This is a genomic window from Pseudomonas sp. SWRI99 (assembly GCF_014270125.1).
Taxonomy (GTDB): domain Bacteria; phylum Pseudomonadota; class Gammaproteobacteria; order Pseudomonadales; family Pseudomonadaceae; genus Aquipseudomonas; species Aquipseudomonas hamedanensis.
In genome coordinates, this window is the sequence record NZ_JABWQR010000042.1 from 1 (window position 1) to 11,742 (window position 11,742).

Below are 11,742 nucleotides of genomic sequence, written 5' to 3' on the forward strand. Positions count from 1 at the left end.
CGCGTAATGAGTCCACTTTTGCCAGTGTGAGGCTGTAGACCCGCACAGCTTTTGTGGCGAGGGAGCTTGCTCCCGCTGGGCCGCGAAGCGGCCCCAGACCGGCAAATGCATTGTTCCAGATAAAATCGCATTCGCAGGTTTCACGAGCGCCTCGCGCTCGAGCGGGAGCAAGCTCCCTCGCCACAAAAGCTGTGCGGGTCTACAGCCTCACACTGGCAAAAGTGGACTCATTACGCGCCTGACTCAGCGCCGACATCGGCCCCGACAGCGGCGACATCACAATGGCCTGCGGCAGCGGCAGCATCGCCACTTGCTGGGTGGTGTTGGAGCCCACGCGCTCGTCACGCGGCGGAATGCCGAAGTATTCGCGGTAGCACTTGGAGAAGTGCGGCGTCGAAACGAAACCACACACCGAGGCCACTTCGATGATCGACATCGGCGTCTGCTTGAGCAGTTGCCGGGCGCGGATCAGGCGTAGCTTGAGGTAATAGCGCGACGGCGAGCAGTGCAGGTATTTCTGGAACAGCCGCTCCAGCTGGCGACGCGACACCGCGACGTAGACCGCCAGTTCGTCCAGGTCGATCGGCTCTTCCAGGTTGGCCTCCATCAGCGCGACGATTTCCTGCAACTTCGGCTGGTTGGTGCCAAGCATGTGCTTGAGCGGCACGCGCTGGTGATCCTGCTCGTTGCGGATGCGCTCGTAGACGAACATTTCCGAGATCGCCGCCGACAGTTCACGGCCGTGATCGCGGCTGATCAGGTGCAGCATCATGTCCAGCGGCGCGGTGCCGCCGGAGCTGGTGAAACGGTTACGATCGAGGGTGAACAGGCGTGTGCTCATCGCCACCCGCGGGAAGGCTTCCTGCATCGCCGCCAGACATTCCCAGTGCACGCTGCAATCGAAACCGTCGAGCAGACCGGCGCAGGCCAGCGCCCAACTGCCGGTGCACACCGCACCGAGACGCTTGGACTGACGCGCCTGGCTTTGCAGCCACGAGACGTGTTCACGGGTCACGGTGCGCTGGATGCCGATGCCGCCGCAGACGATCACAGTGTCCAGCGGCGGGGCTTTGTGCATGGAGGCGTCAGGGGTGATTTGCAGACCGTCACTGGCCCACACCTGACCGCCATCGACGGTGAGGGTGCTCCAGCGATACAGCTCGCGACCGGACAACTGGTTGGCCATGCGCAGTGGTTCTACTGCGGACGCCAGAGAAATCAGCGTGAAATTGTCCAGCAGCAGAAAGCCGATGGATTGAGGCGCACGGTTCTGGGGTTGGGCCCCGGAGTTGAACGACGTCATCGCGGTATCTCCTCACACAAAGCGGGTGATGGCCTCAGGCGGAGGCTCTTGTTATTGCCGGCGTACTCACGGGGAGACGGGCTTTGTTATGACAGAGCAATTGCCATGCCTAAAATTGGATGAGCGTTCAATAACTCCTGAAAACGACCTCGCGACGTGTCTATTCGAGACCTCGGAACAGGGCATTTCGAAGTGCCATCAAGCGCTGCCAGGGGCCTGCTGCGCAGTCTGTGAGCAGATCGGTAGCACTTGTGGGAACGGGCCTGCGCGCGATTCAGACAGAGTGTCACCGCAAGCACGGGCGATGGACGGTCAAGTAGCGACTAGACAGTCACGACCGACAACGACTCTTGTCTGATTGCGACGCGCCAAAAGGTGGCGTGGCTGGGTTGTGGTGTTCGTTTGTTGAGCAGTTTTGACTGGTCTGATCTCATCACAATGAATGTGGTTCATGGCCCATTGTGGCGAGGGAGCTTGCTCCCGCTCGGCTGCGCAGCAGTCGCAATCAGCTTTGATGCATTTCGATTGCAGAACCGCGAGTCTGATTTGGGCCTGCTTCGCAGTCCAGCGGGAGCAAGCTCCCTCGCCACAAGAATATGCGTCAGCATTCAACGGCGCTGACCGCCAATCCACCCCGGGAGGTTTCTTTATATTTGTCATGCATATCCGCGCCGGTGTCGCGCATGGTGCGGATCACCCGGTCCAGCGAGATAAAGTGCTGACCGTCGCCACGCAGGGCCATTTGCGCGGCGTTGATCGCTTTCACTGCCGCGATTGCATTGCGCTCGATGCATGGCACTTGCACCAGGCCACCGACCGGATCGCAGGTCAGGCCCAGGTTGTGTTCCAGGCCAATCTCCGCCGCGTTGCACAACTGCTCCGGCGTAGCCCCGAGAATCTCCGCCAGCCCCGCCGCCGCCATGGCGCAAGCCGAACCGACTTCGCCCTGGCAACCGACCTCGGCGCCAGAGATGGAAGCGTTCTTCTTGCACAGAATCCCGACCGCCGCCGCGCCGAGGAAATAGTCGACGACGTTGGCGTCCGTGACCGCTTCGCTGAACTTCATAAAGTAGTGCAACACCGCCGGGATGATCCCCGCTGCGCCATTGGTCGGTGCCGTGACCATGCGCCCGCCCGCGGCGTTCTCTTCGTTGACCGCGAGGGCGAACAGGTTGACCCACTCCATCGCGCTGAGGGTTGAGCCGATCACATTAGGCTTGCCCAACTCCTGCAGGCTGCGGTGCAACTTCGCCGCGCGCCGCCGCACGTTCAAACCGCCGGGGAGGATGCCTTCGTGTTTGAGGCCCTGCTCGACACAGTCCTGCATGGCCCGCCACAGCTTCATCAGCCCGGCGCGGATTTCTTCTTCGCTGCGCCAGACCTTTTCGTTGGCCATCATCAGTTCGGCGACGCGCAAATTGTTCTTCTTGCACAGGTCGAGCAGCTCGACCGCACTGGAAAAGTCGTAAGGCAATTCGGTGCGATCCAGATCGACCACGCCGCTGCTGGCTTGCGCCTCATCAACGACAAAGCCGCCGCCGACCGAATAATAGGTGTCGCGGTGCAGCTCACCGGATTCACCTTCGGCAACCAGGGTCATGGCATTGGGATGGAACGGCAGGTTTTCGTCGATCAGGCGCATGTCGCGCGCCCAGACGAACGGCACCGACAAGCGACCATCAAGTAACAGCGTGTGGGTTTCGCGCAGTGCCTGAATGCGCGGGCCGATTTGCAACGGATCGATTGCGTCCGGCCATTCGCCCATCAGACCCATGATGACGGCGTTGTCGCTGCCGTGGCCGATGCCGGTGGCCGACAGCGAACCGAACAACTGCACCTCGATGCGCCGCACCTGCTCCAACTGATGCTTGCCGCGTAGCGACTCGACGAACAATGCGGCGGCGCGCATCGGCCCGACAGTGTGGGAACTGGAGGGGCCGATGCCGATTTTGAACAGGTCGAAAACGCTGATAGCCATTGCTGCGAAGCTCCTGAAGATGCCGGTCCGGATGTGAAAAGCACCCGCTGGCGGAGCTGCTACGCTCAAGCTGCGATCCGCCGAATGCCCGCATCATCGGGCTTTTGCCGGCTCGTGCGGCGTCTGACACCGACGCACTCATGTCCACCAGCGCCGTAGTGTTTTCACCCCGCAAATGCGCCGTTTTTATGCAGTTCAGAAGGTCATCGGGGGCGGAAAAAAGCTGTAAGCGACGTCACCGACACTGGAAGCGACCATCCCTGTACTGGATACGACCCTCCCTGTAGGCGTCAGATTTTCACTGGTACATGATCGGGATGACTCGATTGCAAGGCGCTGCGGTACAGCTGTCTCCAGAACGCCACCCAACCGCAACCTATAAGTGCGGTGGTCCACAGTCGGAACACTGCCAAAAAAAACACCAAGGAGTCCATCCATGAAAGGTTCCCCGTCGTTGTTGTTGGCTGCCCTGCTGAGTCTGCCATTACTGGCGCAAGCTGCAGAACCGGCACAGTGCAGTACCGTTAATTTCTCCGATGTCGGCTGGACCGACATCACCGCGACTACCGCCACCACCTCCGTGGTGCTCAATGCCCTCGGCTACAAGACCAAGACCACCATGATCTCGGTGCCCGTGACCTACAAGTCGCTGGCCGACGGCAAGAACATGGACGTGTTCCTCGGCAACTGGATGCCGACCATGGAGAACGACATCAAGGCCTACCGTGACGCGGGCACCGTGGAAACCGTGCGCACCAACCTCAAAGGCGCCAAATACACCCTGGCCGTGCCGCAAGCGCTGTACGACAAAGGCCTGCATGACTTCGCCGACATCGCCAAATTCAAGAAAGAACTCGACGGCAAGATCTATGGCATCGAGCCGGGCAACGACGGCAACCGCCTGATCCAGAGCATGATCGACAAGAACGCCTTTGGCCTGAAGGACGCCGGTTTCAAAGTCGTCGAATCGTCCGAGGCCGGCATGCTCTCGCAGGTCGACCGTGCACAGAAACGCGACACCGCCGTGGTCTTCCTCGGCTGGGCGCCGCACCCGATGAACAAGCGTTTCAAGATTCAATACCTGACCGGCGGCGACGATTTCTTCGGTCCCGACTTCGGTGCCGCCACCGTGGCCACCAACACCCGCAAGGGCTACGCCACCGAATGCAGCAATGTCGGTCAGTTGCTGAAAAACCTGGAGTTCACCGTCGACATGGAAAGTGAACTGATGGGCAACATCCTTGACGACAAAATGAAGCCTGACGCGGCCGCCAAGGCCTGGCTGAAAAAGAATCCACAGGTGCTCGAAACCTGGCTCGCTGGCGTGACCACCATTGACGGTAAACCTGGCCTGGAGGCCGTGAAAGCCAAGCTCGCGCCTTGATTCCAGAGGCACCGCTTATGCCGGGCAGGCGTGCCTGCCCGGGCTGTTAATTTCCTTGCATGCGGACGTTCACTACCATGCTGATTGATCAGAAAATACCTTTAGGCCAGTACATCGCGGGCTTCGTCGAATGGTTGACGCAACACGGCGCCAACACCTTCGACGCAATCGCCGTGACACTGGAAACGATGATCCACGGCGTGACGTTTGCGCTGACCTGGTTCAACCCACTGGTCTTGATTGGCCTGATCGCGCTACTCGCTCACATGATCCAGCGCAAATGGGGCCTGACTGCGTTCGTGGTCGCCTCGTTCCTGCTCATCCTCAACCTGGGTTACTGGCAGGAAACCATGGAAACCCTCGCCCAGGTGCTGTTCGCGACCCTGGTCTGCGTGTTGATTGGCGTGCCGCTGGGCATCATCGCCGCGCACAAACCGATGTTCTACACCATGATGCGGCCGGTACTCGATCTGATGCAGACCGTACCGACCTTCGTTTACCTCATTCCTACCCTGACCCTCTTCGGGCTGGGTGTGGTGCCAGGCCTGATCTCCACGGTGGTGTTCGCCATCGCGGCGCCGATCCGCCTGACCTATCTGGGCATCCGCGATGTCCCGCAAGAACTGATGGACGCCGGCAAGGCCTTCGGCTGCTCGCGTCGCCAACTGCTCTCACGGATCGAACTGCCGCACGCCATGCCGAGCATCGCGGCCGGCATCACCCAGTGCATCATGCTGTCGCTATCGATGGTGGTGATCGCGGCACTGGTCGGCGCCGACGGACTTGGCAAACCGGTGGTCAACGCACTGAACACTGCTGATATTGCGCTGGGCTTCGAAGCAGGCCTGGCAATCGTACTGCTGGCGATCATGCTCGACCGTATCTGCAAACAACCCGACGCTAAAGTAGGGGGTGACGCATGAGCATTATTCGCTTCGAAGACGTCGACGTAATCTTTTCCAAGGATCCACGCGAGGCGCTCAAGCTGCTCGACCAGGGCATGACCCGCAACGAGATCCTGAAAAAGACCGGTCAGATCGTCGGCGTGGAAAAAGCCACGCTGGACATCAACAAGGGCGAAATCTGCGTGCTGATGGGCCTGTCCGGCTCAGGCAAGTCGAGCCTGCTGCGCTGCATCAACGGCCTCAACACCGTGAGCCGCGGCAAGCTGTTCGTCGAGCATGAAAACCGCCAGATCGACATCGCTTCCTGCACCCCGGCCGAGCTGAAAATGATGCGCACCAAGCGCATTGCCATGGTGTTCCAGAAGTTCGCCCTGATGCCCTGGCTGACGGTGCGCGAGAACATCAGTTTCGGTCTGGAAATGCAGGGCCGACCGGAGAAGGAACGCAAGAAACTGGTCGATGAAAAACTCGAACTGGTCGGTCTGACCCAATGGCGCAACAAGAAGCCCGACGAACTCTCCGGCGGCATGCAGCAGCGCGTCGGCCTGGCCCGTGCGCTGGCGATGGACGCCGACATCCTGCTGATGGACGAACCGTTCTCGGCCCTTGACCCGCTGATCCGCCAAGGCCTGCAGGACGAACTGCTGGAGCTGCAACGCAAGCTGAGCAAGACCATCGTGTTTGTAAGCCACGACCTCGACGAGGCGCTCAAATTGGGTAGCCGCATCGCGATCATGAAAGACGGCCGGATCATCCAGTACAGCGTGCCGGAAGAAATCGTGCTCAACCCGGCGGACGACTATGTACGCACCTTCGTCGCCCACACCAACCCGCTCAACGTGCTCTGCGGGCGCAGCCTGATGCGTACGCTGGACAAGTGCAAACGCATCAACGGCTCGGTGTGCCTGGATCCGGGCGGCGATTCGTGGCTGGATCTGGCCGAAGGCAACACCATCAAGGGCGCGCGGCAGAACGGTTCGGTGCTGAACCTGCAGAACTGGGCACCGGGCCAGGCGGTGGAAGGCCTGGAGCGCAAGCCGACGCTGGTGGACTCGAACATCGGCATGCGTGACGCATTGCAGATTCGTTATCAGACCGGCAACAAACTGGTGCTGCACGACAACAACCATGTGGTCGGAATTCTGGGGGACAGCGAGTTGTATCACGCGTTGTTGGGCAAGAATCTGGGGTAAACCCGCAGACACAAAAACGCCGCGAGACTATCGCGGCGTTTTTGTTTGTACAGATATTGAACTTGAAATATGGACAACTGTGGCGAGGGAGCTTGCTCCCGCTCGGCTGCGAAGCAGTCGTGAATCCGGATAACACGTTCTGACTGAATCACCGCGCTGTCGGGTTTGGGGCCGCTTCGCAGCCCAGCGGGAGCAAGCTCCCTCGCCACATCACTGCACCGCCAAACCTAGCTGTATACCCGGCCAAGAAGCTGCCGATGGCTCTCGAACTGATCCAGCACATCCCGGGTGATCTGCTCCGGGGTGAAGCCCATCAAGTCGTAATCCTGGCTACCGTTGTGCAGATACACCTCGGCCCGGTAATAACGCTGACGAGCCTCATCCGATTGCGCCGATTCGGTCGGGGTCGCCAGATAACCCTCCAGGCTCACTTCGTAAACGAAAGGGTTGCCCTCTTCCATCTCGACCCGCACGCCCATGCAGCGCTTGGCTTTACCCAACAGCGTCTGCACTTCAATTCCCTGATTGCGCAATTGCGCCGCCGCATCCTCCAGCGCCGGGGTTACGTGCTTGTCCATGAAACGCTGCACCACCGATTGGCTCGGCTGCAGATCCAGTTGCGTCAAACGCTCGCTGAATCCACGACGCCCGCGCTCGGCCAGTTGCGCTTGCTCCTGTTCAATCTGCACGTCCTGGCGCATCGCCTTGTGCAAGCCGAACATGAAGCAGATCAGCACCACCGAGAACGGCAGACCGGCCAGCACCACCATGGTCTGCATGGCTTCGAAATTACCGGCGAACAGCAAACCGATGGTCACCAGGGTAATCACCACCGACCAGAAGATCCGCAGCCAGTGCGGTGCGTCTTCATCGACGTTGCCGCCCTTGCACGACAGATTCGCCATCATCACCGCGCCGGAGTCGGCCGGGGTCAGGAACAGCACGAAGCCGACGAAGATCGACACACCAATGACAATCTTCGACGCCGGGTAATGCTCCAGCAATTGATAGATCGCCATCGACGGCTGTTCCAGCGCCGTTTTGCCCAGCTCCACCGCGCCCTGGTTCATCACCAGATCCAGCGCCGAGTTACCGAAGATCGACAGCCAGGCCAAGGTGAAGCCCAGTGGAATCAGCAGCACGCCCGCGACCAGCTCACGCACGCTGCGGCCACGGGAGATCCGTGCGATGAACATGCCCACGAATGGCGCCCAGGAAATCCACCACGCCCAATAGAACAGCGTCCACAGGCCCAGCCAGCGATCAGACTTGGCGTTGTCGCCTTCATAGACGTACAGGTCGAACGTCTTCAGCACCACGCCATTGAGGTAGTCGCCGATGTTCTGCACGAAGCCGTTGAGCAAGTGCAGGGTCGGGCCGAACAGCAGAACGAAGATCAGCAGACCGCTGAACAGCACGATGTTCAGGTTGGACAGGCGACGGATGCCGTTTTCCACGCCGGACACGGCAGCGATGGTCGCCACGGTGCTCATGACGATGATCACGATCAGCAGATTGGTGTTGCTGTGTTCCATGCCGAACAGGTTTTCCAGCCCGGACGACACTTGCAACGAACCAATGCCCAGGTTGGTCACCAGCCCCAGCAGGGTCACGAACATGCCGAAGCCGTCGACCGCATGACCGGCCGCGCCTTTGACCCAACGCTCGCCAACCAGCGGATACAGCGCCGAACGCAACGCCAGCGGCTGGTTATGCCGATAGGCAAAGTACGCCACGGCCAGGCCGACCAGCGCGTAGATCGCCCAGCCGTGCAGGCCCCAGTGCAGGAACGTCAGTTGCACCGCCTGACGCGCGGCCATGTGGGTGGCCGATGTGCCTTCTGGCGGATTGAAATAGTGATCCAGCGGCTCGGACGCGCCGAAGTACAGCAGCGAAATACCGATGCCCGACGAGAACAGCATCCCCGCCCAGGCGCCGTAACTGAAATCCGGGGTGTCGTCCTTGCTGCCCAGTTTGAGTTTGCCGTACGAGGAAAACGCCAGACCGACCACAAACACCAGGTAGGCCGCGATCACCACCATGTAGTACCAGCCGAAGCTGCGCGACAACCAGGCCTGAGCGATACCCAACACTCTGCCGGCCTCTTGCGGGGCGATGATCAGAATGGCGGTCAACAACAGAATCAGCGCGGTCGAGGTGTAGAACACCCAACCGTTGACCGTCACCTTCTCGGGCGGGGTCTTTATTAGCGAGGCAGAACTCATGGCACAAATGCTCCAGGCAGTGCGAGAGAAGAACACAAGGCAACACGGGACCCGATCAATCGGTTAGTTGGCAGCCGACCGGCGGGTGATATAAAGACACTCCGAAAAAAGCCCGAACCTGCCGAAATGGCGTTGCGTATTCGCTTTCGTGGCCAGCGATGCCGGACGTTCATCCGAAACCTGGCCCCGAGCGTCTTGCCCTTTCAACACGTCCATCGAATCGCGAACCGCGCCATGCCCCACGCAGGTTTCGAGCCGTTTCAGGTGTCGGTTTTTATCGTCATCACGCATAGGAAAAATCTGTAGGCAGCGACGAATTGTCGCAGATCTTATTCTTTGTTGATTGAACGTTCAATCAAAACAAAATAGACTGGCCCTCAATCCGATCGGCGTCATTCGCCCCTCGGAAGGCCTAAGGAGATGTGCAAGATGCCCAAGGTCGGTATGCAACCCATCCGCCGCCAACAACTGATCGAAGCCACATTGCAGGCGGTCGATCAGGTCGGAATGGGGGACGCCAGCATTGCGCTGATCGCCCGTCTGGCCGGTGTCTCGAATGGCATCATCAGTCATTACTTTCAGGACAAGAACGGCCTGATCGCCGCCACGATGCGGTACCTGATGACCGCCCTCAGCGAGAGCGTCACCGCGCGCCGTCAGGCGCTGGCAGATGACAGCCCACGGGCGCATCTGCAGGTGATCATCGAAGGCAACTTCGACGCCAGCCAGGTCAATGGCCCGGCAATGAAAACCTGGCTGGCCTTCTGGGCCACCAGCATGCACCAGCCGTCTTTGCACAGGTTGCAGCGGATCAACGATCACCGTCTGTATTCCAACCTGTGCTGCCAGTTCCGCCGTGTGCTGCCGCTCGAAGACGCGCGCAGCGCCGCCCGAGGCCTGGCAGCTTTGATTGATGGCTTGTGGTTGCGCGGCGCGCTGTCGGGAGACGCTTTCGACACGGCGCAGGCGCAACAGATCGCTTACGAATACATGGATTTCCAATTGGCCAAGCAGGTGAGCTAGAGCACACAGAAAACGCTCAGCCCCTGAACTCCACCGCAGCGTGATCGCGGTGGGCAACGCCAACCACCAATGCACTTGCGAGGACACTATGGCCCGTTTCGAACTGCAAAAACTCTACATCGATGGCGCGTACACCGACGCTGGCAGCGATGCCACCTTCGAAGCCATCAACCCGGCGAACGGTGAAGTCCTCGCGCTGGTGCAACGTGCAACCAAGGAAGACGTCGAGCGCGCCGTAGTCAGCGCCGAAAAGGGCCAGAAAGTCTGGGCCGCGATGACCGCCATGGAGCGTTCGCGCATCCTGCGTCGCGCCGTCGACATCCTGCGCGAGCGCAACGATGAGCTGGCCGCGCTGGAAACCCTGGACACCGGCAAATCCTTCTCCGAAACCAAGTACGTCGACATCGTCACCGGCGCTGACGTGCTGGAATACTACGCAGGTCTGGTGCCCGCCATCGAAGGCGAGCAGATCCCGCTGCGTGACACTTCTTTCGTTTACACCCGTCGCGAGCCACTGGGCGTGGTTGCCGGTATCGGCGCGTGGAACTACCCGATCCAGATCGCCCTGTGGAAATCCGCACCTGCGCTGGCCGCCGGTAACGCGATGATCTTCAAGCCAAGCGAAGTCACCTCGCTGACCACCCTCAAACTAGCTGAAATCTACACCGAAGCCGGTGTGCCGAATGGCGTGTTCAACGTGCTGACCGGCAGCGGCCGTGAAGTCGGCACCTGGCTGACCGAGCACCCGCGCATCGAGAAAATTTCCTTCACCGGCGGCACCGACACCGGCAAGAAAGTCATGGCCAGCGCCTCGGCCTCGTCGCTCAAGGACGTGACCATGGAACTGGGCGGCAAGTCGCCGCTGATCATTTGCGACGACGCCGACCTCGATCGCGCCGCCGACACCGCGATGATGGCCAACTTCTACAGCTCCGGTCAGGTCTGCACCAACGGCACCCGTGTATTCGTCCCGGCGCACCTGAAAACCGCCTTCGAAGCCAAGATCGTTGAGCGCGTTGCACGCATCCGCGTCGGCAACCCGGAAGACGAAAACACCAACTTCGGCCCGCTGGTCAGCTTCGCCCACATGGAAAGCGTGCTGTCCTACATCGAAAAAGGTAAGGAAGAAGGTGCCCGCGTACTGTGCGGCGGCGGTCGTCTGACCGACGGCGAATTCGCCAAGGGCGCGTTCGTTGCGCCAACCGTGTTCACCGACTGCACCGACGAGATGACCATCGTCCGTGAAGAAATCTTCGGCCCGGTCATGGCGATCCTCTCCTACGAAACCGAAGAAGAAGTGATCCGCCGCGCCAACGACACCGACTTCGGTCTGGCCGCCGGTATCGTCACCCGCGACCTGAACCGCGCGCACCGCGTGATTCATCAACTGGAAGCCGGTATCTGCTGGATCAACGCCTGGGGCGAGTCCGACGCGAAAATGCCGGTCGGCGGCTACAAGCAGTCGGGTGTGGGCCGTGAGAACGGTATCAGCTCTCTCAATAACTTCACCCGCATCAAATCGGTACAGGTCGAGCTGGGCGATTACGTCTCGGTGTTCTGATCTGACGCCATTCTTAAGTCGGGCCCTTTGTGGCGAGGGAGCTTGCTCCCGCCGGGCTGCGAAGCGGCCCCGACTGCAGACACCGCGATTAATCCAGACAGAGCACGGTCGCAGTTTGCGACTGCTGCGCAGCCGAGCGGGAGCAAGCTCCCTCGCCACAGAGAGTGGCC

Annotated in this window: 9 protein-coding genes; 5 read left to right on the forward strand and 4 right to left on the reverse strand. The window is 60.4% G+C overall.

Going from position 1 to position 11,742, the window contains the following annotated elements; all coding sequences use genetic code 11:
* Nucleotides 1–199: 199 nt before the first annotated feature.
* A complete protein-coding gene (locus HU743_RS25365) occupies nt 200–1,303 on the reverse strand; it encodes a GlxA family transcriptional regulator (RefSeq protein ID WP_007949927.1) in 1,104 nt (367 codons plus the stop codon).
* Nucleotides 1,304–1,904: 601 nt separating this feature from the next.
* Nucleotides 1,905–3,281 carry an L-serine ammonia-lyase gene (locus tag HU743_RS25370; RefSeq protein WP_186549264.1) on the reverse strand — a complete coding sequence of 459 codons (1,377 nt, stop codon included), beginning with the start codon at nt 3,279–3,281 and terminating at the stop codon, nt 1,905–1,907.
* Between the two features lie 436 nt (nt 3,282–3,717).
* On the opposite strand from HU743_RS25370, the gene HU743_RS25375 reads away from it, so the two are divergent.
* The 3 genes from HU743_RS25375 to choV all read left to right on the forward strand — a co-directional run bounded on the left by HU743_RS25375 (nt 3,718) and on the right by choV (nt 6,763).
* Entirely contained in the window at nt 3,718–4,665 is a 948-nt protein-coding gene (locus HU743_RS25375) for a choline ABC transporter substrate-binding protein (RefSeq protein WP_186631576.1), read from the forward strand.
* Between the two features lie 77 nt (nt 4,666–4,742).
* On the forward strand, nt 4,743–5,588 hold the full coding sequence (choW, locus tag HU743_RS25380; protein WP_186622747.1) for a choline ABC transporter permease subunit: 846 nt from the start codon (nt 4,743–4,745) through the stop codon (nt 5,586–5,588).
* Nucleotides 5,585–6,763: a choline ABC transporter ATP-binding protein gene (gene choV, locus HU743_RS25385; protein ID WP_016772804.1), complete on the forward strand. Its 1,179-nt coding sequence runs from the start codon at nt 5,585–5,587 to the stop codon at nt 6,761–6,763. Before choW ends, choV begins: the two co-directional genes overlap by 4 nt.
* 227 nt (nt 6,764–6,990) lie before the next feature.
* On the opposite strand, the gene betT is transcribed toward choV, so the two are convergent.
* Together betT and HU743_RS25395 are read right to left on the reverse strand one after the other, a co-directional pair.
* A complete protein-coding gene (betT, locus tag HU743_RS25390) occupies nt 6,991–8,988 on the reverse strand; it encodes a choline BCCT transporter BetT (protein WP_186652009.1) in 1,998 nt (665 codons plus the stop codon).
* Between the two features lie 63 nt (nt 8,989–9,051).
* Nucleotides 9,052–9,279, reverse strand: a complete 228-nt coding sequence (locus tag HU743_RS25395) for a hypothetical protein (RefSeq protein ID WP_186652011.1) — start codon at nt 9,277–9,279, stop codon at nt 9,052–9,054.
* Between the two features lie 138 nt (nt 9,280–9,417).
* Here HU743_RS25395 and betI point away from each other — a divergent pair, with 138 nt between their 5' ends.
* Together betI and betB are read left to right on the forward strand one after the other, a co-directional pair.
* Nucleotides 9,418–10,011: a transcriptional regulator BetI gene (betI, locus tag HU743_RS25400; protein ID WP_042561476.1), complete on the forward strand. Its 594-nt coding sequence runs from the start codon at nt 9,418–9,420 to the stop codon at nt 10,009–10,011.
* Between the two features lie 88 nt (nt 10,012–10,099).
* Nucleotides 10,100–11,572, forward strand: coding sequence for a betaine-aldehyde dehydrogenase (gene betB / locus HU743_RS25405; RefSeq protein WP_186652013.1), 1,473 nt, complete (start codon nt 10,100–10,102; stop codon nt 11,570–11,572).
* Nucleotides 11,573–11,742: the final 170 nt, after the last annotated feature.

Bases quoted from the DNA above. Each gene is read 5' to 3' on its own strand.
- betI (WP_042561476.1), top strand. From the start codon at position 9,418: ATGCCCAAGGTCGGTATGCAACCCATCCGCCGCCAACAACTGATCGAA.
- HU743_RS25365 (WP_007949927.1), bottom strand. From the start codon at position 1,303: ATGACGTCGTTCAACTCCGGGGCCCAACCCCAGAACCGTGCGCCTCAA.
- betT (WP_186652009.1), bottom strand. From the start codon at position 8,988: ATGAGTTCTGCCTCGCTAATAAAGACCCCGCCCGAGAAGGTGACGGTC.
- choV (WP_016772804.1), top strand. From the start codon at position 5,585: ATGAGCATTATTCGCTTCGAAGACGTCGACGTAATCTTTTCCAAGGAT.
- HU743_RS25370 (WP_186549264.1), bottom strand. From the start codon at position 3,281: ATGGCTATCAGCGTTTTCGACCTGTTCAAAATCGGCATCGGCCCCTCC.
- HU743_RS25395 (WP_186652011.1), bottom strand. From the start codon at position 9,279: ATGCGTGATGACGATAAAAACCGACACCTGAAACGGCTCGAAACCTGC.
- betB (WP_186652013.1), top strand. From the start codon at position 10,100: ATGGCCCGTTTCGAACTGCAAAAACTCTACATCGATGGCGCGTACACC.
- choW (WP_186622747.1), top strand. From the start codon at position 4,743: ATGCTGATTGATCAGAAAATACCTTTAGGCCAGTACATCGCGGGCTTC.
- HU743_RS25375 (WP_186631576.1), top strand. From the start codon at position 3,718: ATGAAAGGTTCCCCGTCGTTGTTGTTGGCTGCCCTGCTGAGTCTGCCA.